Origin of the sequence: Quyinboa ferrireducens (assembly GCF_042436675.1) — a bacterium.
Lineage (GTDB): Bacteria > Bacteroidota > Bacteroidia > Bacteroidales > UBA5342 > JBHJHP01.
The window spans coordinates 134,597-155,591 of sequence record NZ_JBHMVA010000012.1 but is presented as its reverse complement, the minus strand read 5'-3'; the positions used below and the strand labels follow the sequence as shown (position 1 = coordinate 155,591).

Here is a 20,995-nt window from a genome sequence, read left to right as displayed (position 1 = left end):
GCACAAGTATGAAAAGGCTGTTTCTTCCTCTATTTGTCCTGACCTGGGTTTTGGTCTTGTCAGGAATAATTCTTTTTCAGACAAAAGAATCCGATTCAGAGGTCATGGAGATTGTTTTTATTGTTGTATTAGTTGCGTTTTTCTTCTCGGGAATTGTGTTGAGCTATGGCAGGATTAAAGGGAAAAAGGATGGATATACACCAGAGGATGAACTGGCAAGGAAAATTGCGCATAAAGTTGCTGCCATTTCCTATTTTACATCGTTGATTTTCTGGTTGGGAATGGTGATACTTCATCATTATGTTGAGATCAGTACTAAAAATTTGCTGGCATCCGGATTGATTGGAATGGCTTTGATTTTTCTGATTTTGTGGATTGTCTTTACGGTTCGGGGTTTACCCGATGAGGACCAAAGTAGTTAAGATACAAACAGGACTAGAAAAGACATTATTTATGTACCACTCATAACATCCTCGTTACAAAAGGGGATGAGTTAAAATTACGAATTTGGGACTATTCACCGGGTGATTATAGCCATGATGTAAATATTCACCCGGTGAATAATTATCTTGCGTCTTGATTCTTGTGTCTTTTTAAAATATCCCCGTTAAGGCGTATTTCGATGTATTACAATAAATGATGGAGTAGAAGTGATACCCAACACGGTTGGTCTCAATCTTACGTTCAAGGTTTAATACCGGACTACCGGGTTTTATTTTCAGAAAGTTACTGATGTTATTGTCAGCAATTATCGCTTTCAGGTTTTGTTCACCGCCCTTAATTTCTACCTGATAATTGGATCGCAGCACATCAAATAAGGACCGGTCTTCAAGCTTTAAAGTCGTAAACCGTGGCATATTGATGTTTGGCATATAGCTGATATCATAAAAAATAGGATCATTATTTAAAAACCGCAGGCGTTCAAAATAAATACACCCCAATGCTTTAATATCATCATCAACAGGAAAAATAAAATCTTCCGGCCAGGGGCGAATTTCCGGTTTTACAATGATTTTTGTTTTCAGATTCTGATCACCAACAGCTGATGTGGTACTCTGTATGGAGAGAATGCCGATATTTTTTGGCAAGGCATTTACAATACTTCCCTTTCCTTTCTGCTTCTTAATGTATCCGTCACTGACCAGAGCCGTTAAAGCCTGACGAACTGTGGGCCTGGTGATATTATGTATGCGGCACAGGTCATTTTCTGATGGCAACAGGCTACCCTCCGGATACATTCCGCTAATAATGTTCCGTCTCAGAATTTCATAAAGCCTTCTGTATTGCGGTAAATTCTGTTCCATTTTTGCCTGTTTTAGTGCGTTTCAAAATCCAGCTTTCAAAAGTATGTAAAAAAAATAGTTTAACCAACTTGTAAATACAAGTTTATTGTTATAAGTTTGTGGTGCTTTTTGAATAAATCTGTGTTAATGGTTTATTCATAAAGATTTCAGAATGATTACATGTGTGTTAACATGTAAATATAAGTTGACAAAAAATTGAAATAATATCATATGGCACAAGCTGTTATCATGCCCAAACAGGGGCAATCTGTAGAGGTCTGCATCATTTCCGACTGGTTTAAAAATGTTGGGGACTCAGTATCCAAGGGAGACGTTTTATTTTCGTATGAAACCGACAAGGCCTCGTTTGAGGAAGAAGCACCCTGCGATGGTGTTTTACTGGCGCGATTTTATGAAGCCGGCGACGAAGTTCCGGTTTTACTGAATGTATGTGTAATCGGTTCGGAAGGTGAAGATGTTTCTGAGTTTAAACCGGAAGGTGGTGCCGAAGCGGAACCGGAAACTGAGGTTGCGGCTGTGCCTGAAAAGGAAGAAAAAGCGGCACCGGTAGAAAAGAAAGCTGAAGCTCCTGTTCAACCGAAAGAGAGTGCTGAATTTACCGGTGTTTCACCAAGGGCTAAAAACCTGGCTAAGAAAGAGGGGCTTGATCCGAAATCGCTTGAAGGAACAGGACCTGAAGGCCGTGTCATTGAACGTGACGTGAAAGATGCCATGAGTTCAAGACCAAAAGCTACGCCACTGGCGAAAAAGATGATGAGCAGCGAAGGCCTGTCCGCATCGGCAGGTTCAGGTTTGGGGGGACGCATTACCAGTAAAGATCTGGCTGCGGCACCGAATATTGTATATGGTGAAGATTATGAGATAAAGCCATTGACTCAGATTCGCAAACTGATTGCCAAAGCGATGCATGCGTCGCTGCAGAATTCAGCTCAGCTGACGCACCATTTAAGTGCGGATGCACGCAGAATGCTGGAACTGCGCAAAAAAGTAAAAGCAGCCATGGCAGACGGTTATGATACCAACATCACACTTAACGATATGGTGTGCTATGCCGTTGTTAAAGCACTGAAGAAATTTCCACAGGCCAATTCACACTTCCTGGGTGAAGAGATGCGCTTATTTAAAAAGGTTCATCTTGGTTTAGCGGTTGATACAGAACGTGGATTGATGGTTCCGGCCATTAAAAATGCGGATGATTTATCCATAAAGGGACTTTCCAATCAAATGGGTACAGTAGCTGCAGCATGTCGTAAAGGTGCCATCGATCCTTCATTGCTGGCTTCTGAAGCAGCGTCGTTTACCGTTTCCAATCTTGGAAACTATGGTGTGGAGATCTTTACTCCGGTTATCAACCTGCCACAGTCTGCGATTCTTGGTGTCAACACAATTTTACCACGTCCGAAAGATCTGGGAGACGGCATGTACGGATTTGTGCCTCACATCGGTCTGAGTTTAACGTATGACCATCGCGCGCTGGATGGAGGAGAAGCAACCCGCTTCCTGAAGCAGATCGCAATTGAGATTGAAAATTTAGAATTTGAACTATAAATAAGTTACGGGTTACATGTCACTGGTGACACGTATTAAAGTAACGCGTAACCCGTTACCTGTAACGAAATAATAAAAACAAACAGATATGCCTAAAGCACAGTTTATCGACCCAAAAGCGGTCCGGAAATCAGGAGAATTGACATTTAAGCCAATTCCCGTTAACCAGTATAACAAGACTGTTGAAGAAGAAAAAGCCAATTTTACCAACGAAGAGTTAAAGTCCATTTATCACGATATGGTGGTGATCAGGGAATTTGAAACCATGCTGAACCTGATAAAAACCACAGGTGAATACAGTGGTATCCCTTATAACCATCCGGGTCCTGCCCACCTTTCTATCGGTCAGGAAGCAGCTGCCGTTGGTATGGCCTACACCCTTGGTGTGGATGACTTTATTTTCGGATCACACCGTAGCCATGGCGAGATTTTAGCCAAAGGTTTAAGTGCTATTCGTCAACTGAGTGACAAGGAGCTGATGGAGATCATGGAAAACTTCTTTGATGGTGCCATTCTTAACATCGTTAAAAAAGACTTTTCTGGAGATACCAAAGCACTGGCACGCCGCTTTTTGATTTACGGTACACTGGCTGAGATTTTTGCCCGTGAGACAGGTTTTAACAAAGGTTTGGGTGGAAGTATGCACGCGTTCTTTACGCCCTTTGGTGTATATCCGAATAACGCCATCGTAGGTGGTAGTGGTGATATTGCTGTTGGTGCTGCCTTATACAAAAAGGTAAACCGTAAAAAAGGTATCGTTGTTGCCAATATCGGTGACGCCTCTATGGCAACCGGTCCGGTTTGGGAAGGCCTTTCCTTTGCATCCATGGATCAGTTTACCCAGTTGTGGGAAGGTGATATGAAAGGTGGACTACCGGTCATCATCAACATCATGAACAACCAGTATGGTATGGGTGGTCAGACCAGCGGTGAAACCATGGGATATGACATTGCAGCCCGTATTGGTGCCGGTGTGAACCGCGACCAGATGCATGCAGAACGTATTGACGGTTACAATCCTTTAGCTGTGATTGATGCTTATCGTCGCAAACGTGAGATTCTGGATGAGAAAAGAGGTCCGGTATTACTCGATACACTAACCTACCGTTACAGCGGACACTCGCCTTCAGATGCATCTTCATACCGTTCAAAAGAAGAAGTAGAGGCATGGGAATCGCAGGATTGTATTGCATCGTACGGAAAAGATTTGATTAAAGCCAAAGTAGCTGCTCAGAATGATCTGGATGCTGTTTGGGAAGATATAAAATCTGAATTACAGGCCATGCTGAAATTATCTATCGATGATGAAGTATCGCCACGCATGGACATGGAAAAATATCCTGAACTGATTGGTAATATGATGTTCTCTGACGAGTCAGTGGATAAAATGGAAGACCGCGAACCGGAAGTTAACCATCCATTGGCAGAAAACCCACGCGTAAAACAGATTGAACGCAAAGAGCGCTATGCCTTCGATAAGGATGGTAAGCCGTTTTCTAAAATGAAACAATACCAGTTACGTGATGGCTTGTTTGAAGCCATTGCCGACCGTTTTTATAAAGATCCGACCCTGATTGCTTATGGTGAAGAAAACCGTGACTGGGGTGGTGCATTTGCCGTTTACCGGGGCCTGACTGAGGCTCTGCCTTACAACCGCCTGTTCAACTCACCAATTTCTGAAGCCTCCATTGTTGGAACAGCTATCGGTTATGCCATGTGTGGTGGCCGTGTGATGCCGGAAATTATGTATTGTGACTTCCTGGGACGTAGTGGTGACGAGGTATTTAACCAGTTACCGAAATGGCAGGCCATGAGTGGTAACCTCATTAAAATGCCGGTTGTAATTCGTGTATCGGTAGGATCGAAATATGGTGCACAGCATTCACAGGACTGGACATCGCTGGTAGCACATATTCCTGGTCTTAAAGTAGCATTCCCCGCTACACCATATGATGCCAAAGGATTGATGAACGCCTCTTTACAGGGAACAGATCCTGTGGTATTCTTCGAAAGTCAGCGTATTTACGATATTGGTGAACAGTTCCACAAGGAAGGTGTTCCTGAAGGGTATTATGAGATTCCGTTTGGTGAACCGGATGTAAAACGTGAAGGTTCTGATATTACCATTTTGTCGGTTGGTGCTACCTTATACCGTGTACTGGAAGCCGCCGATAAACTGGAAGCTGAATATGGCATGAAAGCAGAGGTGATTGATGCCCGCTCTTTAGTGCCGTTCAACTATGAACCGGTGATTGAATCCGTTAAGAAAACCGGCCGTGTGATTGTGACAGGTGATGCCACTGCCCGTGGATCTTTCCTGAACGATTTTGCGCATAACATTGCCGAACTGGCTTTCGATTACCTCGATGCACCTCCGGTAGTGGTTGGGTCACGCAACTGGATCACACCTGCTTATGAGCTGGAAGAGTATTTCTTCCCACAGCCGGACTGGTATCTGGATGCCATTCACGAAAAAATTGTTCCGCTGAAAGGACATACCGTGAAAAGCAACTTTACCAAAGCCGAGCAGATCAGAAGAAACAAACTGGGAATTTAAGCATCAGTATAATATGACAAAAAATCCAATGATAATAAACAGCGAACTGGACATCCTGAATGTAAACGGGCATGTCCATTCGCCTTATTCATTCTGTTCTTTCGATTCTATTGAACAGATGTTTAAAATGGCCAGGGAAGAGGATGTACATGTACTTGGTATCAACGACTTTTTTACCATGGACGGTTATCCTGAATTCAGCAGGCTAAGCAAACAATATAAAGTCTATCCTCAGTTTAACGTGGAGTTTATCGGCTTGCTGAGCGACCTGCAGGAACAAGGAATTAGAATTAATGACCCGAATAATCCGGGACGAATCTACTTTAGCGGAAAAGGCCTGAGTTATCCATTAGTGATCAACGATGAAAATAAAGCATTTATTGACGGACTGATCAGTGAAAGCCAGCGCCAGATAAAGGAGATGACACAAAAGGCGAGTGCGTTGGTTGAGGCCATCGATCCGGAACTGGGATTCACATACGAGTCGGTAAAAGCTGATTACGCTGAAGAGCTGGTCCGTGAGCGACACATCGCTAAAGCGATCCGTATTGCGGTATTTGAAAAATTTGCTGATGAAGCCGACCGTAACGCATTTTTTGAAAAGCTGTATGACGGAAAGGCGGTAAAAGCCAATCTGAATGATATCGCTTCTGTGGAAAATGAATTGCGTGGAAACCTGCTTAAAAGTGGCGGAAAAGCTTTTGTGGAAGAAGATCCGGCGGCATTCCCACCATTGAAACGCATTATTCAGTTTATTCTGAATGCCGGTGGTATTCCATGTTATCCGGTTTTGCTGGACGATAAAAAAGGGAATATTCTGACGGAATTTGAATCGCACTGGGAAGCCATGGATACCATTCTGCAGGAACTGAATGTGCATGCCGTTGAATTAATTCCATCCAGAAACTCAGTGGAAAAACTGAGGGAATTTGTAGCTTACTTCAGGGCGAAAGGATATGCAGTATTTTTAGGATCAGAGCACAATACACCCGGTGTATTTCCGGTGGAAGTTAAGATTGAAGGTACAGAGGTACTACCGGACGACCTGAAACATGTATCGTACGAAGGTGCCTGTCTGATTGCAGCTCATCAGCATCTCCATGCCAACGATCAGGCCGGTTATGTGGATGAGGAAGGCAATGCAGATAAACAAAATATTGAGAGCTACATTAAAATGGGTGATGAAGTGATCAAATCATTTATTAAATAACAGGGACGAGACAGATATGGAACAACACGTTAAAGATCTGATTGAAATATCGCAGTTTTACGGGAAAAACAGTGAGATGGTGATTGCCGGTGGAGGGAATACCTCGGTAAAGACAGACGATAAAATCTGGGTCAAAGCCAGTGGAAGTGCCCTGAGCACCATAACCGAAGAAGGATTTGCGGTTCTTGATCGCGCTAAACTGAAGCTGATTGCACAAAACAGTTACAGCAGCGATCCGTTTGAAAGAGAACAGCAGATTAAAGACGATTTGTATGCGGCAACCATAACAAAAGAGCGTCGCCCGTCCGTTGAGACATCACTGCACGACCTGATGAATTACAGCTTTGTGATCCACCTGCATCCTACATATTTGAATGGTTTGTTGTGCAGTAAGAATGCTGGACAGGTTATAAATGAACTGTTTGGTGACTCTGCCATTTACATTCCTTATACCGATCCGGGCTATATTTTATTTAAGGAAGTTGAAAGTCAGGTTGAGAAATATGTGAAAGAAAAAGGGGTTGATCCGAAAGTTATTTTCCTTCAGAACCACGGTGTTTTTGTTGCTGCAGATACAACGGATGAAGTCAAATCCATTTACGATGATATTTTCAGTAAGGTAAAAGCACAGATCAAAAATGAACTGCCGGAAGAAGCCTTGCCGGTAAAAGATGGTGTCTCTGAATTTATTCCGGCTATTCGTATGCTGGTTTCCGATGACAAAGTTAAGACCTTAAAGGTACGTCGAAATAAACTGACGGAACACTTTGCATCAAACGCTGAAAACTTTGATAAAGTCAGCAAACCGTTTACACCGGATATCATTGTCTATTGCAAATCCAACTACATTTACCTTGAGAATACAGAATCAGCAGCAGCGCTCATTGCTGAGTTTCAGCAGAAATATAAGGTGTTTCAGAAAGAGCAGACGCATGAACCTAAAGTCGTTGTAATTAAGGACTATGGCATTGCAGCCATTGCTGAAACAGCTGCGCAGACCAACATTATTCTGGATGTATTTGAGGACATGCTGAAAATTGGCTGGATTTCTGAATCTTTTGGAGGTCCGCACGCCATGACAGCCGAACAGATACAGTTTATCGATACCTGGGAGGTAGAGAATTACCGCCGTAAGGTAGCTGCCGGATCAGCAAAACCGGGACGGGTAGAAAATAAAACGATCATTGTTACCGGAGCTGCACAGGGCTTTGGAGAAGGCATAGCCAGGGAACTGATCCTTGAAGGTGCCAATATTGTGGTGGCTGACATTAATCCCGAAGTGGGACAAAGGACCGCAGTCGCTTTTAATGACATCGCTTCAAAGAACCGCGCCATTTTTGTTCAGACGGATGTGTCGAATATGGACAGTCTGAATAACCTGATGGACACGACCGTTGCAGAGTTTGGGGGACTGGATGCATTTATCAGTAATGCCGGTATCTTACGTGCAGGCGGACTGGATGAAATGGATCCGGCCACATTCGATCTTGTAACAAAAATCAATTACAACGCCTATTTCTATTGCACTAAAGTGGCTTCAGCTGTCATGAAGCTTCAGAATGCATATAAACCGGCATATTACACCGATATCATTCAGATTAACTCAAAATCAGGACTGAAAGGCAGTAAAAAGAATTTTGCCTATGCCGGTGGAAAATTTGGTGGCATTGGGCTGACACAGTCCTTTGCATTGGAACTCGCACCTGACAAAATTAAAGTCAACTCGGTATGTCCGGGTAACTTTTATGAAGGTCCTCTGTGGTCCGATCCTGAAAACGGCTTGTTTGTGCAGTATCTGAATGCTGGTAAGGTTCCCGGTGCCAAAACCATTGATGATGTGAAAGCATTCTATCTGGCTCAGGTGCCACTTGGAAAAGGCTGTTCACCTAAAGATGTGGTGAAAGCAGTGCTTTATGCCATCGATCAGAAAAACGAAACAGGTCAGGCCATACCGGTAAGCGGCGGCCAGGAAATGTTGCGGTAATTATTACTTAAGCAGTTAGGCGTAGTCTCTGGACTACGTCATTTGCTTATATTCAGATCGACGTAGTCTGGAGACTACGCCTAACTATCAGAACAATATAAAAGTATAGACGTTAGTCTATAAAACACGAAACAATGAAAACAAAAGCAGTAAGATTATACGGTAAAAAAGATTTAAGACTCGAAGAGTTTGAATTACCGGCTATCAGCGATGATGAGATCCTGGCAAAGGTGGTCAGCGACAGCATTTGCATGTCGTCTTACAAGGCGGCAACCCAGGGAACAGATCATAAGCGTATTCCTGACAATGTAGCTGATAATCCGATCATTATCGGGCATGAGTTTGCTGGAGAATTGGTTGAAATCGGTAAAAACTGGCAGCACAAATTCAAGGCAGGTCAGAAATTTTCCATACAACCTGCGATTTATTATCCCGAAGGACCTGTAGGTATTTTAAGTGCACCAGGCTACTCTTATCCTTACTGTGGTGGTGATGCAACCTATGTGATCATTCCGAAAGACGTACTGGTTCAGGATTGTCTGCTGGCTTATGACGGTCCCGGTTATTATCCGGCGTCACTGGCTGAACCATTATCGTGTGTGATTGGTGCCATGCATGCCAACTACCATACAACGCCCGGTTCATACGAACACAAAATGGAAATTGTGGATGGTGGAAAAATGGCCATCCTTGCCGGTGTTGGTCCGATGGGACTTGCAGCCATCAATTATGTGATAAATCGTAAGGATCGCAAACCATCTTTGATGGTGGTAACCGATATTGACCAGTCACGTCTGGACAGGGCTGCATCGATCTTTCCTCCTGAAGCTGCAAAACTGAACGGCATAGAACTGATTTATCTGAATACGGGTGATGTGGCTGATCCTGTAAAAGCATTGCGCGATCAGACAGGCGGAACAGGTTACGACGATGTATTTGTATTTGCGCCGGTTCCTCCGGTGATAGAACAGGGGGATGCCATTTTGGGACAGGATGGATGCCTGAACTTTTTTGCCGGGCCATCTGATCCGAACTTTAAAGCAAGCTTTAACTTTTATAACGTCCATTATGCATCAACACATGTGGTTGGAACCAGTGGCGGAAATAACGACGACATGGTGGAATCGCTGGAAATGTTCGCACAGGGACTGGATCCTGCCGGTCTGGTCACCCATATTGGCGGACTGAATGCAGTACCTGAAACCACATTGGATCTTCCTCATATTCCGGGTGGTAAAAAATTGATTTATACCCATCTGGATATGCCGCTAACTGCGATTTCGGATTTCGCTGAAAAAGGAAAAACAGATCCTTTGTTTGCAAAACTCGATGAAATCTGTAAGGCTCATAACGGCCTCTGGAGTGTTGAAGCAGAAACTTATTTGTTACAAAATACCTTTGCCTGACAAGCATGAAAAAAGTGGCCATCATAACCGGAGCATCCAGAGGAATTGGAAGGCATATTGCGCTTGCCCTTGCTCAGGATGGGTATAATCTGGCACTGGTGGCACGTTCTCATGAAAGTCTGGCAATCATATCTGAAGAGCTCAAAAATTCAGATGTAGAAATTTTACCGGTGGCAGTTGATCTGGAAGATGATACTGCCCCGGAATATATCATTTCCCAAACCATCAGTCATTTTGGCCGTTTGGATGTGCTGGTTAACAATGCCGGTATAGCTTTGAACCGGCCATTTGCTGAGAGTACCATTGAAGATTGGCGCACTATTTTTAATGTCAATGTTAAGGCTTCTTACTTCCTGTGTCAAAAGGCTGTGCCTTACCTGAAAGAAACTTCCCGTCCGGTAATCATCAACATAGGATCGGTGGTGGATCACAAAGGCTATCCTAACCAGAGTTTATATGCCTCATCCAAGCATGCTGTAGCCGGTTTTACCAGTGCCTTAGCTAAAGAGGTTCAGGAACTGGGAATCCGGGTTCATATGATATCACCCGGAGGTGTAAATACAGAAATGGTTTCAAAAGTCCGACCGGACATCAATACAGAAGACCTCATTCAACCGGAAGAAATCGCTGAACTGGTTGTATTTTTATGCAACTATAAAGGCAAAGGAACGATTGATCGGATCGGTATACGGCGCTTTAATTCGCTGGCGTTTGATTAATTTTGACTTCCCGCAGATTTCGCCGATAAACGCAGATTTTTTCAATCGTTGGTTTAAGCTGTATGTCATGCACAATGTTCCCGATTAGTTTTTATCGCAATTGTTAAAGGTTTCAACAATTTCAGGTAAATCGGCTATAAAAAATATTTCAGCCTGAACCAGGTTAACTACCGTACCACAATCCCCGAAGTATTGATTGATAAAAACTTTAAATTTTTGGTGAATCTTTTTAGATTCAATAATGGCTGTTTGCTGCCCCCTGACACCAGATGAACTGTTTCTATCATATTCCCAAACTTTAAAATTATCTTCATAGGGGCTAATGACCATTAGATCATTATACTGCGGAAATTTCAGATAATATAAAAAGTGTTTGTCCGAAGGAATATAATCCCGTTCATACAGATCAACCCTGCCGGATTTAATCTTTTGAATAAAAAAATCACTTCCTTGCGATGAATGTGACAAGTATAAATTATCGTCAATTTGATATCCTTTTATCTCATTTGCCCTGTAAACTTTGACTGAATCACTGGCATCCTTTGAAATACAAAACAAATAATAGTTACTCTTTGCTCTGCCTTTGAATGCAAGTAGTTTTGTGGCTATAGTATCGTTATTCATAAATACATATCCATCTGTAAAGGTCCCTTTTGTAAGGAGTTTGTCTAAACGTTCCAATGTTTTGCTAATATACTTTTCAGTTTCATTTTCAGATTTTAGCAGTGTAACATTCATTAACAGGATTAATATAAACAGGCATTTGTACATGGGTATACTAGAGATTTAATTTAAAAATCTTTTCCAAAAAACTTCGAAATATCAAAATAGTATTTGATGGTTTCTCCGGTTTGGGTTTTAAATTCAAGGATGTCGTAAGGTTTTTTACGTTCATATACCAGTGATTGTCCAACAAACTGGCAATCTTCACAGTTTTCCCTGGCATACTGGTATTCTTCTGGAACACTGTTCACAATGATGGCCCTTTCGAAGGAACTGCCATCCCGTTCTGATGCAGGTAAGCCACTGGTGGTTTTGCAGGCAGTAACTGCGAGAATAAGTAGTATGACCGCTGTTATCTTTTTCATGATTCAACAGGTTTAGTAAATAACATATTCTACGAATAAGGTTTGTTCTACTGCCATATTCCCAGTGCTGACTGGCATCTGCGTCTTATAATTTTTATCAGATTCAAAGTTGTTTAGCATTTTAGCTGTTTCTGTATTTTCAGAAACTGACAGTTCTACATTACTAATCCGGCCTATGGTTTTGTTGGTTTCAGGCAATTTTGTCAATAATTTATCTGCCAGTATGCTGGCATTTTCAAGTGCATTCAGGTAAGCTTCGTTGCTCAGGCTGTCGATTTTACTGTGCTGGTAAGTTAAATTCCCAATGGAGAGGTCCTCCATAACCAGAAAGCGGGTATAAAAGTCGCCCAGGATATCCAGATTCCGGATCACCACATGAACCTGTGATGAAGCATTGTATCCGGTGAATACATTTGAATTATTTCGCCACTGATATTCTTTATTTAAGCGTAAACTGGTTGTGAGTATATCTTTTTCATCGACGCCCAGTTTTTTGAGTATGTCGTTTACCGTATTGGCTTTATTTATCAATTTTGATTTGGCTTTTTCCATGTTTTTATCCACGCAGTTCAGATTAAGATCAATGGATGCCTGGTCCGGTTCAGCCAACACATAACCTGAGGCTTTTAACACTATGGTTTTATTTGATATATTCTGCTGACAACCAATAAGAAATGTTGAAAGTATGGCAACAATAACTATTTTTTTCATTTCGGAAGGATATTTCGTTTATCAGGCTAAGTTATGAAAATAAAACTTAACAGAGAACAGCCATTAAAATTATTGCTTCTGACAGGTGCTTACCAATCTTATTTCTTAAGTCTTACGTTTAATGTCATTTAAATTATATTGACTTTCTGTTTTTATTAACATATATTTGACTGATTATCACTAAAAATTCTCCCCACATTAAATTAAATCTAACTTGCAATTGCATCCTCCAGGTTGCTACTCTCTACATTTTTCTGATTGGTTAGATATTGTAAACATTAATTATACTACTATGGAAATTTCAGATTTTACAGAAAATCCGGAGGTCTTTATGACCTTGCGTAATTTGAAGCAGGATGGAATTGATAAAAAAATATACTCTGACGTTGTGGATTCAGAGAAGAACCAATATGTGGAGTTAGTGCAGGAGGGAGGTGGCGTTCTTGGTGTTGCGCTTATCGGCTATACTTATGTGATGGAACAAATGGGTATCCGCTTTTTCAGTCTGGCGGGTACATCAGCCGGGTCAATCAATGCATTGCTGTTAGCCTCGTTAGGTAATATCAATGAGTCGAAATATGAAAAGCTTTTGAACGTATTAGCATCGAAAAATCTGTACGATTTTGTGGATGGTGATAAGGATTCCAAAGATTTTATTGAGGCCGTAGTGGAAAAAGCCAAACGCGTTAAGCTTATCTGGAAAGGAATGCAGGTGATTGATAACGTATTTGACAGTCTTGGCTTGAATCCGGGGAATGATTTTTACCGGTGGCTGGCTGATGTGCTCATGAAAAATGGTATTGTAACCACCAAAGATCTGCTTGATCAGTTCATCAGCCTGCCCGACGGGTTAAAAATACGTGATGGGGTGGACAGAACTTTAGAGGGGTTGAAGCCAAAATTTGCTGTGATTGCATCGGATATTACAACAGAAACTAAAGTGGAATTTCCTGCCATGAGGTCGCTATACTGGGCAAATGCCGATGAAATAAATCCTGCGTATTATGTACGGGCTTCAATGTCGATTCCGTATTTCTTTGAACCGTTGGTCATAGATAATTTGCCACAGGGACCTGATGCCATGAACCGGTGGTACGATATGGCCAAATTTAAAGGAGTCGTTCCTGAAAAAGCTTATTTTGTGGATGGTGGCATCATGTCGAACTTTCCCATAGATTTATTTCATAAGTTTAATACGGTTCCGCGTTTACCTACATTTGGTGTAAAACTTGGTGTTGATCGCAATAAAGCCAATACAGTGGAAAGCCCTTTAGGCTTGTTTGGTGCTCTTTTTAATTCCATAAGGCATCTGCATGATTATGAGTTTATACTTAAAAATCCGGAATTACGAATGCTGGTTCAGAATATTGATATCGGTGAACACGACTGGTTGAACTTTGGGATCACGGAAGAAGCAAAAATTGACCTTTTTGTGCGTGGTGCCAGAGCTGCCGATCAGTTTCTGCGCAATTTCAACTGGGAAAAATATAAGCAGGTGCGTGCCGGTAAGATTATAAAATAGTACTTCTCTTTTTCATACATGTAGATGTATGTATTTTCATTCATACAAGCAGAACCCGGGCATTCATCGTCCGGGTTTTTTATCTGTTCTCAATTCATTTTCTCTTTTCGCTTACAGGGGAATAATGACTCTGAAAGGTTCTGTTCCAGACGACAAATATGTTGAATTCTGAATATGTTCCTACAAAAATGTAGGATATATACACTATGATGTTGTCTAACCTGTTGATATTCATTTTAATTTAATTTGTGGCATTTGTATTGTTTAAACCGGATCAGAATATAAAAGATAACGCATATGAAAGTGATTATTCCGGTGGTTGATACTGAGCGTTCAAGGAATGTTCTGGCAAAAAGTTTTCATAATGCAGAGTTTGCTTCTGTATATGATACCGATTCAAGAATGGTAGAGTGGATTGAAACCTCGTCGATAAGTGAGGATGTGGGAAATATAAGCATTGGCCTGAAAAAGATGGGTATTTATGCGGTTATCAGTCAGCAAATGCCGCCTATGGCTTTGGGATTGTTTGTAGAGAGTGGAATTAATGTTTACAGAGCTGAAGGAGATGATTTACAGGAAAATATACTTTATTTTATTGATGAAGAGTTGGAGCTTTTTTCATCACAGATGGCTTTTGAGACAACTCCCTCGTGTGGTAGTTCCTGCAACTCGTGTAGTTCAACATCATGTGAAATTTAAATTTTTGAAATATGGCCCTGAGTAAAGCAATTCAGTTTCTGGGAGATGCGATCTCCAGCAAAGAGTTGAGAGATAAATGTGCAGAGTTTAAAACCCGCAGGGAGATGTTAAAATGGCTCGAATTTAACGATGTGGAATTCGAAGATGCAATAAATATGCAGCTGGTAAAATGTCGCTCTGCCGATGATGCCGAATTCTTTCACCAGTTACGTATGTGGTTCAAACTGTTATAGAAAAGACATGGCATATTACGATTTAGAAAAGGTGCGCGGAATAGTTAAGGAATCCACCGGATTGAATATTATGTACGCTTATGATGACCTGGTTTTCCCGGAACATGCGGCATTTATAATCCAATATGATAAGGAAGATGAAAACCATCTGCATTGCTATTTTCATATGGATTGTATTCCCGAAGAAAAGGATAAAATTTTCAGCGATCTCACCCAAAGTTGTTTTAAAACAATGACCACGATACAGAATAGTGGTATATTTGAGATGGCGCAGAAGGGTGGAGAAGTGGAAATAAAGTTTATCTGAACGAAACGTCTGATCTATCCTCCGTGGGCAAAATCGGCATAGAGCTCCATTCCTCCGTCAACAAATAAGGTTTCACCGGTGATATATCCGGCTTCACTGGAAGCAAGCCATAAAACAGCAGAAGCAATATCTTCAGCCCTTCCCGCTTTTCCGAACGGTATTTTACGGAGTATTTTCTCTTTCTCATTGGGATCCCTGAAGTTTTCGATGTTAATGGCTGTTTTTACAGCACCGGGAGCCACAGCATTGACCCTGATATTCTTTGGTGCGAGTTCCATGGCAGCGGTCTTCATCAGCATGGAAGCACCAGCCTTGGCTGCTGTATAATTGGCGCGTTGTGCCCAGGGAATATTCTGATGAACCGAGGTAATAAATATGATATTGCCGGGCATTTCATCTTCATGCGTTTCTTTCTGCAGAAAAAGTTTAGCAGCTTCGCGAGTACATAAAAAATGACCAGTCAAATCCACATTTATTACAGTATTCCAATCCTGTAATGACATATCCCAGAACGGAGCATCCTTTTGTCTTCCGGCATTATTCACAAGTATATCAAGTGTGCCTATCCTTTCCATTATTTTAGCAAACATGGCTTTGACTGCCGTCTCGTCACTGATATCTGCCTCAATATAAATGGCTTTCCCGTTTTCTGAACGAATCTTCTCTACCACTTCCTTGGCCTTATCTTCCTGATTAAAATGATTCACTACAACTGTTGCGCCTTCAGCAGCAAAACGAAGTGCGATTGCTTTTCCTATTCCACTTGAGGCACCTGTAATCAGTGCCACTTTTCCCTTCAGTTTCATATCATCCATTTTTTTGTCTTATGTCTTGTATCTTATATCTATTTTGTTTTGCTCAGTTGGAGGGCTGCACTGATGAGTCCCAGATGGGTAAAGGCCTGCGGAAAATTCCCTAGCTGTTCTCCTTTCATGCTGATTTGTTCGGAATACAGTCCCAGATGGTTAGAATATCCCAGCATCTTTTCAAATGCCAGTACAGCTTTTTCTTTCTCGCCGGAACTTGCCAGACATTCTACATACCAGAATGAACACATGCTGAATGTTCCTTCCTTTCCTGTGAACCCATCACTGGCCCCTTCGTCCAGTCTGTACCGGTAAACAAGTGTGTCGGTCACCAGATCGTTCTCAATTGCTTTAAGCGTTGACATCCATCTTGGTTCTTTCGGACTAAGAATTCTTACCAGTGGAATTAGTAAAGAAGAAGCATCCAGACTTTTTGAGTTCCTGAACTGCACAAATGCTTTGAGTTCCGGATTCCAGTAATTATTATAAAAGTCATCGAAAATATCATCGCGTGTTTTTCTCCATTTTTCCAGTGGCGCAGGGAAAGAACGATGTTCCGCGATCCGTATTCCCCTGTCTATGGCAACCCACGACATGACTTTTGAAATCAGGAACTCACGTTTTTCGTCCCTCACTTCCCACATTCCACGGTCCTTTGTTTTCCAGTTGTCGCAAACAAAGTCGACAAACTTCTTCAAATTGACCCAAAATTCATAACTGATAGGGCCTCCGTGTTTGTTATACAGGTAAATGGTATCGATAAGTTCCCCGTAAATATCAAGTTGAAACTGGCTGTATGCACCGTTTCCTGTTCGTACAGGATATGACTTTCTGTAGCCTTCCAGAAAATTCAGTGATTTTTCTTCTATATCTTTTCCGCCATCCACTTTGTACATCAGTTTCAAATCGCCTGCATCATTAATTTCGTTACAACGATCCTCAATCCAGTGAATAAAATGTTTTGCCTCGTTCATATATCCCAGCTGTAAAAACACGCGCATGGTAAACGCAGCGTCACGGATCCATGTGTAGCGGTAATCCCAGTTACGGTTTCCGCCAATAACTTCCGGCAGTCCCAGGGTAGCTGCTGCTATGGTTGATCCGAATTCATAAGAAGTCAGCATTTTAAGTGTAATGGCAGACCTGTTGACAATCTCCTGCCATTTCCCTTTATATGATGATTTTTTTATCCACTTGTGCCAAAAATTAATGGTTTTAGTAAATAGTTTTTTTGTAAAGTAGGAAGATGGTTTCAGTTCTATCACTGAGTCTTCTTCATCACCACTGATGAGAACTACGAACACCTCATCTTTGGTTTCGAGGTCAGCCTTAGCTGTAAATTGTCCATCCTGAAACGTGAATTCAAGATTACTTTTCAGGATCAGCTTCTCACCATTATCTGTGCTAATGATAATCCGGTCTTTTTTTACATGATAATCAAACGGTGTACGTCCAAAATTAAATCCCGGTTTAAATGTGAATAGAAATGTATGAGCTCCCTTTATGACTTTGAGCTTTCGGACCAGAATCATTTTATCCTCAATAAATACCGGTGGCATAAAATCGGTTAATTCAGCTATGCCATCTTCTGCCAGGTATCGCGTCAGTAAGACTGCAGTATCCGGAAGGTAGAGTTGTTTATGATTTATATCCTTGCTTTCCGGTTCAACAGAAAAATAACCACCTTTATTTGCATCGAGTAAAGATCCGAGCACTAGTGGAGCATCAAACCGATGGAAGGGCAGGTAATCAATGGATCCTGTTTTGGAAATCAGGGCTCCGGTTTGCAGATTGCCTATTAATCCGTAATCTTCTATTGGTAAGTAACTATTTTCGGCGTTCATTTTTGTATTTTTTTTGTCTGTCTGTAAATGTTTCGGTTTTAAGATGTACCAATAAAAGGACCACTTACCAGAAAAAAGTATTAAATAATGTGAAGGCGTTTATATCCTTCTGACAGTGTATTCAACAGAGAAATTTGAAAGATGAGAAACAGTGTCACTTATAGAATAAAACGTGAAATAATTCCTCAGAATGTGTAATACTATCTACAGGTTTTACGATGTTTGTAAATATTTATCCTTCTGAATCTCTTTACTGAAAAGGATATTAGCGTTACAGGATTCAAGTGATACCGGTTTTTTTTGTTCGTGTTAATTATTTATAAAAAGGTCGTAGCAAATGGATTAGAATTGTTGTTTATGATATTGGCATTCAAAGAAGGGGTTGATGAACGGGTCACCTTTTTAAAAGCATGAAAGAAGAAGAACAATATTATAGATGCTCAAAAATAGTTGACGAAAGTACCGCTTTCCGGTAAGAAGATATTTTTCGTAAACTACTGAAAATGACGTAAATTTATGTACTTCAACATAAAACTTGCAAATTTTCAGTTGCCATGAAAAGTTCACAAATCTCCCCGGTTCGTTTGTTGGTAACAGCGATGGCGGTACTTTTATTTTCTTGCTCTGATACTAAGATGGACCCATGTGATGATACGGTTGCACCGGAAATAACCGTTTCGTTGAAAGCTACTGTTACAGTACTGGATAAAGATAACAATCCTATTCCTGACCAATTACTTTATTTTAATATTTACAAAATTCCATGTGGGACTGCAGCAAAAGGATTCTTTAATTTTGATGGTAATACCAACGAAAGTGGTATGCGTGCTTCAACGGTTGTTGGATACAATCTGCGAAATACAGAGGACGAAATATGGGTGGATGTTCATGCGGTGAATCTTGGCAATGGTTCTGCTGAGGCTGATTCTGAGTATGTTATTTTATCCTACGATGATTTTGAATCTTCCATTACCACTAAAGAAATACATGTTTTTATTTACCGAAAGTTTTGACAGATCAAGGGAAAAGTCAAAAGGGAAAAGTCAAAAGATAAATGGGAAAAATTAGGGCTTCGTGACTTTATCTGTTTCTTTAATCTACGGTTTATCCTTTTTAGCAAAAGTGGTATGCCTGGGAATCATTTTCAATGCTTACGAGAAAAACTTCCTGAAATACCAGGCAAAGGTCTAATGCATTTTTATTCCTTGCGTATTCTCGTGCATTGATTTCAGACAGGAAACTTATTAACTGAAGGATTTGGCAAAACTGTAATGATCATTATGGGTTGAGGATTGTTATGCTAGAGAACAATATTTAACATTATGACAAAAGTTATATCTATAATAATTGGCAGTGTGAGGCCGGGAAATTATACATCTAAGGTTGTTAAAGTTCTGGTTGATGAGATACGAAAAACGAAGGATCTTACAGTAAACATTATTAATCCTGTAGATTATGAACTGCCCTTTCCGGGGATGAAAAATCACTCAGAAGATGTAAGTCGTCTTCGACATCTTGTTGCTGATTCTACAGGTGTAATTCTGGCCACACCGGAGTATCACGGATCATTCAGTAGTGTGATAAAACTGATTATAGAAAATCTTGGCTATCCATCCGTGTTATCAGGAAAACCCATTGCCCTGCTAGGAGTGGCCAGTGGTGAAATTGGAGCTGTTAAATCATTGGAAAGTTTACGGGGTGTCTGTTCGCATGTAGGAGGGATAATTCTTCCGGGACCCATTTCCGTAGCTCATGTTAAGGAAAAATTTGATGCAAATGGTAATTGTACAGATCTTAAAACTGAAAGCAGGTTGCGTAAACTGGTTCAGTCCATGGATGCGTACTTTAACGATGCCATATGTCCAAAATTCTACATGGAAGAGATGGTAAGGGATCAGGAAAACTTAATTGTTTGAATATGACTCAGATGATCAGACTTGAGGAGGCAGCTTTAATGATTTTTGCATACGTGATGTCGCTTGTGTTGGGATTCAACTGGTGGCTTTTTTGGGTTTGTCTGCTGATTCCTGACCTTAGCATGCTGGGCTATTTATCCGGACCACGGATAGGAGCAGCAATATATAACCTGTTTCATCATCGTGCTCTCGCTCTAATTATTGCCTTGACTGGTTATTTTCTGGAACTTCACTGGTTGCTGTTCATTGGAATTGTATTGTTCGGTCACAGCTCTATGGATCGCATATTTGGATACGGGCTGAAGCACAAGGATGATTTTAAGCACACGCATCTGGGTTGGATAGGACAGGAATCATCAGATAAGAATCCAATAAAATATTCCGGCTGAGCCGATTAAAAAAATAAATTTCAGTGTCAAATTTTCATTGTTGAATTGTTTGTGTAAGTCATTTTGGCATAGATAGTTAAAAAGTATAAATTGCCGTTTAAAACATAATTTTTTGAAAAAACTGACATCCAGATATTTACAATAAATGTGATATTTCCGCTATGTTGTACCCGTATCTTATGGCATATCCTTTGATTAATTAGTGTCGAAATTAAAACATAAGTCTAACTAAAAAATGGAGGATTCAATTATGTCACTGTTAAGAAAATCATCTGATAACTATCAGAACAACATGTTTCCATCCTTTCCTTCATTACTGGACAGATTTTTTGAAGGAGATCTGATGGACTGGAACAATTTCAATTACGCTGGTATGAATTCAACCTTACCGGCTGTAAATGTTAAAGAAACCGATAACGACTTCACGATTGAAGTTGCAGCACCAGGGATGAAAAAAGACGATTTCAAAGTAGACTATGACAATGGACGTTTGATAATTTCATCCGAAAAAGAGTTTAAAAACGAAGAAAAAGAAGGTGAGAAAATCACCCGAAGGGAATTCAGTTATCAGTCATTCCAGCGTAGTTTCAGTGTATCTGAAAAAGTTGTGGATGCTGAAAAAATTTCCGCTAAGTACGAAGATGGAATTTTGCATATCAGTATTCCCAAAAGGGAAGAGGTAAAACCAAAACCGGCAAAAACCATTAAAATATCATAATAATTTAAACCCGGGCAGGACGCAGTGCCTGCCC

At 40.9% G+C, this 20,995-nt stretch carries 21 protein-coding genes; 15 read left to right on the top strand and 6 right to left on the bottom strand.

The features are described 5' to 3' along the window. Nucleotides 1–8: 8 nt before the first annotated feature. The gene (locus ACE01N_RS15950) at nt 9–422 is read left to right on the top strand and encodes a hypothetical protein (protein WP_380591154.1); all 414 of its coding nucleotides are present in this window, start codon (nt 9–11) and stop codon (nt 420–422) included. A gap of 171 nt (nt 423–593) precedes the next feature. Here ACE01N_RS15950 and ACE01N_RS15945 read toward each other — a convergent pair whose 3' ends face one another. Then, complete coding sequence (locus ACE01N_RS15945; protein WP_380591152.1) at nt 594–1,304, bottom strand: GntR family transcriptional regulator; 711 nt, start codon at nt 1,302–1,304, stop codon at nt 594–596. Nucleotides 1,305–1,514: 210 nt separating this feature from the next. Here ACE01N_RS15945 and ACE01N_RS15940 point away from each other — a divergent pair, with 210 nt between their 5' ends. The 6 genes from ACE01N_RS15940 (at nt 1,515) to ACE01N_RS15915 (ending at nt 10,728) form a co-directional block, all read left to right on the top strand. After that, nucleotides 1,515–2,852 carry a dihydrolipoamide acetyltransferase family protein gene (locus ACE01N_RS15940; protein WP_380591149.1) on the top strand — a complete coding sequence of 446 codons (1,338 nt, stop codon included), beginning with the start codon at nt 1,515–1,517 and terminating at the stop codon, nt 2,850–2,852. 88 nt (nt 2,853–2,940) lie between these two features. Continuing rightward, nucleotides 2,941–5,409, top strand: coding sequence for an alpha-ketoacid dehydrogenase subunit alpha/beta (locus ACE01N_RS15935; protein WP_380591146.1), 2,469 nt, complete (start codon nt 2,941–2,943; stop codon nt 5,407–5,409). Between the two features lie 28 nt (nt 5,410–5,437). Then, nucleotides 5,438–6,619: a PHP domain-containing protein gene (locus ACE01N_RS15930; RefSeq protein ID WP_380591143.1), complete on the top strand. Its 1,182-nt coding sequence runs from the start codon at nt 5,438–5,440 to the stop codon at nt 6,617–6,619. Between the two features lie 16 nt (nt 6,620–6,635). Next, on the top strand, nt 6,636–8,603 hold the full coding sequence (locus tag ACE01N_RS15925) for an SDR family NAD(P)-dependent oxidoreductase (protein ID WP_380591140.1): 1,968 nt from the start codon (nt 6,636–6,638) through the stop codon (nt 8,601–8,603). A 134-nt stretch (nt 8,604–8,737) separates the two neighbouring features. Next, entirely contained in the window at nt 8,738–10,009 is a 1,272-nt protein-coding gene (locus ACE01N_RS15920) for a zinc-binding dehydrogenase (protein WP_380591137.1), read from the top strand. A gap of 5 nt (nt 10,010–10,014) precedes the next feature. Beyond that, nucleotides 10,015–10,728, top strand: a complete 714-nt coding sequence (locus ACE01N_RS15915) for an SDR family NAD(P)-dependent oxidoreductase (protein WP_380591134.1) — start codon at nt 10,015–10,017, stop codon at nt 10,726–10,728. 84 nt (nt 10,729–10,812) lie between these two features. Here the strand turns inward: ACE01N_RS15915 and ACE01N_RS15910 are convergent, their stop codons facing one another. The 3 genes from ACE01N_RS15910 to ACE01N_RS15900 are packed head-to-tail and all read right to left on the bottom strand — an operon-like array spanning nt 10,813 to nt 12,527. Beyond that, entirely contained in the window at nt 10,813–11,466 is a 654-nt protein-coding gene (locus ACE01N_RS15910) for a hypothetical protein (protein WP_380591131.1), read from the bottom strand. 53 nt (nt 11,467–11,519) lie between these two features. Continuing rightward, entirely contained in the window at nt 11,520–11,816 is a 297-nt protein-coding gene (locus ACE01N_RS15905; RefSeq protein ID WP_380591128.1) for a hypothetical protein, read from the bottom strand. 12 nt (nt 11,817–11,828) lie between these two features. Further along, nucleotides 11,829–12,527 (bottom strand): SIMPL domain-containing protein, encoded by a 699-nt coding sequence (locus ACE01N_RS15900; RefSeq protein ID WP_380591125.1) that lies wholly within the window; start codon nt 12,525–12,527, stop codon nt 11,829–11,831. Between the two features lie 292 nt (nt 12,528–12,819). Here ACE01N_RS15900 and ACE01N_RS15895 point away from each other — a divergent pair, with 292 nt between their 5' ends. The 4 genes from ACE01N_RS15895 to ACE01N_RS15880 all read left to right on the top strand — a co-directional run bounded on the left by ACE01N_RS15895 (nt 12,820) and on the right by ACE01N_RS15880 (nt 15,288). Beyond that, entirely contained in the window at nt 12,820–14,049 is a 1,230-nt protein-coding gene (locus ACE01N_RS15895) for a patatin-like phospholipase family protein (protein ID WP_380591123.1), read from the top strand. Between the two features lie 297 nt (nt 14,050–14,346). Continuing rightward, a complete protein-coding gene (locus ACE01N_RS15890; protein WP_375729231.1) occupies nt 14,347–14,748 on the top strand; it encodes a NifB/NifX family molybdenum-iron cluster-binding protein in 402 nt (133 codons plus the stop codon). An 11-nt stretch (nt 14,749–14,759) separates the two neighbouring features. Further along, on the top strand, nt 14,760–14,981 hold the full coding sequence (locus tag ACE01N_RS15885) for a hypothetical protein (RefSeq protein ID WP_380591119.1): 222 nt from the start codon (nt 14,760–14,762) through the stop codon (nt 14,979–14,981). A gap of 7 nt (nt 14,982–14,988) precedes the next feature. After that, nucleotides 14,989–15,288, top strand: a complete 300-nt coding sequence (locus ACE01N_RS15880) for a hypothetical protein (protein WP_380591116.1) — start codon at nt 14,989–14,991, stop codon at nt 15,286–15,288. 14 nt (nt 15,289–15,302) lie between these two features. Here ACE01N_RS15880 and fabG read toward each other — a convergent pair whose 3' ends face one another. Together fabG and ACE01N_RS15870 are read right to left on the bottom strand one after the other, a co-directional pair. Then, nucleotides 15,303–16,094, bottom strand: coding sequence for a 3-oxoacyl-ACP reductase FabG (fabG, locus tag ACE01N_RS15875; RefSeq protein ID WP_380591113.1), 792 nt, complete (start codon nt 16,092–16,094; stop codon nt 15,303–15,305). Between the two features lie 38 nt (nt 16,095–16,132). Continuing rightward, the gene (locus ACE01N_RS15870; RefSeq protein WP_380591110.1) at nt 16,133–17,938 is read right to left on the bottom strand and encodes a glycoside hydrolase family 15 protein; all 1,806 of its coding nucleotides are present in this window, start codon (nt 17,936–17,938) and stop codon (nt 16,133–16,135) included. Between the two features lie 554 nt (nt 17,939–18,492). Between ACE01N_RS15870 and ACE01N_RS15865 the strand changes: the two genes are divergently transcribed. The 4 genes from ACE01N_RS15865 to ACE01N_RS15850 all read left to right on the top strand — a co-directional run bounded on the left by ACE01N_RS15865 (nt 18,493) and on the right by ACE01N_RS15850 (nt 20,961). Further along, nucleotides 18,493–18,951, top strand: coding sequence for a hypothetical protein (locus ACE01N_RS15865; RefSeq protein ID WP_380591107.1), 459 nt, complete (start codon nt 18,493–18,495; stop codon nt 18,949–18,951). 309 nt (nt 18,952–19,260) lie between these two features. Next, the gene (locus ACE01N_RS15860) at nt 19,261–19,854 is read left to right on the top strand and encodes an NADPH-dependent FMN reductase (protein ID WP_380591104.1); all 594 of its coding nucleotides are present in this window, start codon (nt 19,261–19,263) and stop codon (nt 19,852–19,854) included. Next, nucleotides 19,797–20,243 carry a DUF4260 domain-containing protein gene (locus ACE01N_RS15855; RefSeq protein WP_380591101.1) on the top strand — a complete coding sequence of 149 codons (447 nt, stop codon included), beginning with the start codon at nt 19,797–19,799 and terminating at the stop codon, nt 20,241–20,243. The genes ACE01N_RS15860 and ACE01N_RS15855 overlap by 58 nt, the downstream gene beginning before the upstream one ends. Before the next feature lie 235 nt (nt 20,244–20,478). Next, nucleotides 20,479–20,961, top strand: coding sequence for an Hsp20/alpha crystallin family protein (locus ACE01N_RS15850; RefSeq protein WP_375729239.1), 483 nt, complete (start codon nt 20,479–20,481; stop codon nt 20,959–20,961). The last annotated feature ends 34 nt before the right edge of the window (nt 20,962–20,995 follow it).

Coding starts and splice junctions, on each gene's coding strand:
- ACE01N_RS15905 (WP_380591128.1), bottom strand. CDS start 11,816: ATGAAAAAGATAACAGCGGTCATACTACTTATTCTCGCAGTTACTGCC.
- ACE01N_RS15865 (WP_380591107.1), top strand. CDS start 18,493: ATGAAAAGTTCACAAATCTCCCCGGTTCGTTTGTTGGTAACAGCGATG.
- ACE01N_RS15890 (WP_375729231.1), top strand. CDS start 14,347: ATGAAAGTGATTATTCCGGTGGTTGATACTGAGCGTTCAAGGAATGTT.
- ACE01N_RS15850 (WP_375729239.1), top strand. CDS start 20,479: ATGGAGGATTCAATTATGTCACTGTTAAGAAAATCATCTGATAACTAT.
- ACE01N_RS15940 (WP_380591149.1), top strand. CDS start 1,515: ATGGCACAAGCTGTTATCATGCCCAAACAGGGGCAATCTGTAGAGGTC.
- ACE01N_RS15870 (WP_380591110.1), bottom strand. CDS start 17,938: ATGAACGCCGAAAATAGTTACTTACCAATAGAAGATTACGGATTAATA.
- ACE01N_RS15950 (WP_380591154.1), top strand. CDS start 9: ATGAAAAGGCTGTTTCTTCCTCTATTTGTCCTGACCTGGGTTTTGGTC.
- ACE01N_RS15880 (WP_380591116.1), top strand. CDS start 14,989: ATGGCATATTACGATTTAGAAAAGGTGCGCGGAATAGTTAAGGAATCC.
- ACE01N_RS15920 (WP_380591137.1), top strand. CDS start 8,738: ATGAAAACAAAAGCAGTAAGATTATACGGTAAAAAAGATTTAAGACTC.
- ACE01N_RS15885 (WP_380591119.1), top strand. CDS start 14,760: ATGGCCCTGAGTAAAGCAATTCAGTTTCTGGGAGATGCGATCTCCAGC.
- ACE01N_RS15935 (WP_380591146.1), top strand. CDS start 2,941: ATGCCTAAAGCACAGTTTATCGACCCAAAAGCGGTCCGGAAATCAGGA.
- ACE01N_RS15930 (WP_380591143.1), top strand. CDS start 5,438: ATGATAATAAACAGCGAACTGGACATCCTGAATGTAAACGGGCATGTC.
- ACE01N_RS15895 (WP_380591123.1), top strand. CDS start 12,820: ATGGAAATTTCAGATTTTACAGAAAATCCGGAGGTCTTTATGACCTTG.
- ACE01N_RS15915 (WP_380591134.1), top strand. CDS start 10,015: ATGAAAAAAGTGGCCATCATAACCGGAGCATCCAGAGGAATTGGAAGG.
- ACE01N_RS15900 (WP_380591125.1), bottom strand. CDS start 12,527: ATGAAAAAAATAGTTATTGTTGCCATACTTTCAACATTTCTTATTGGT.
- ACE01N_RS15910 (WP_380591131.1), bottom strand. CDS start 11,466: ATGAATGTTACACTGCTAAAATCTGAAAATGAAACTGAAAAGTATATT.
- ACE01N_RS15860 (WP_380591104.1), top strand. CDS start 19,261: ATGACAAAAGTTATATCTATAATAATTGGCAGTGTGAGGCCGGGAAAT.
- ACE01N_RS15945 (WP_380591152.1), bottom strand. CDS start 1,304: ATGGAACAGAATTTACCGCAATACAGAAGGCTTTATGAAATTCTGAGA.
- fabG (WP_380591113.1), bottom strand. CDS start 16,094: ATGAAACTGAAGGGAAAAGTGGCACTGATTACAGGTGCCTCAAGTGGA.
- ACE01N_RS15925 (WP_380591140.1), top strand. CDS start 6,636: ATGGAACAACACGTTAAAGATCTGATTGAAATATCGCAGTTTTACGGG.
- ACE01N_RS15855 (WP_380591101.1), top strand. CDS start 19,797: ATGTCCAAAATTCTACATGGAAGAGATGGTAAGGGATCAGGAAAACTT.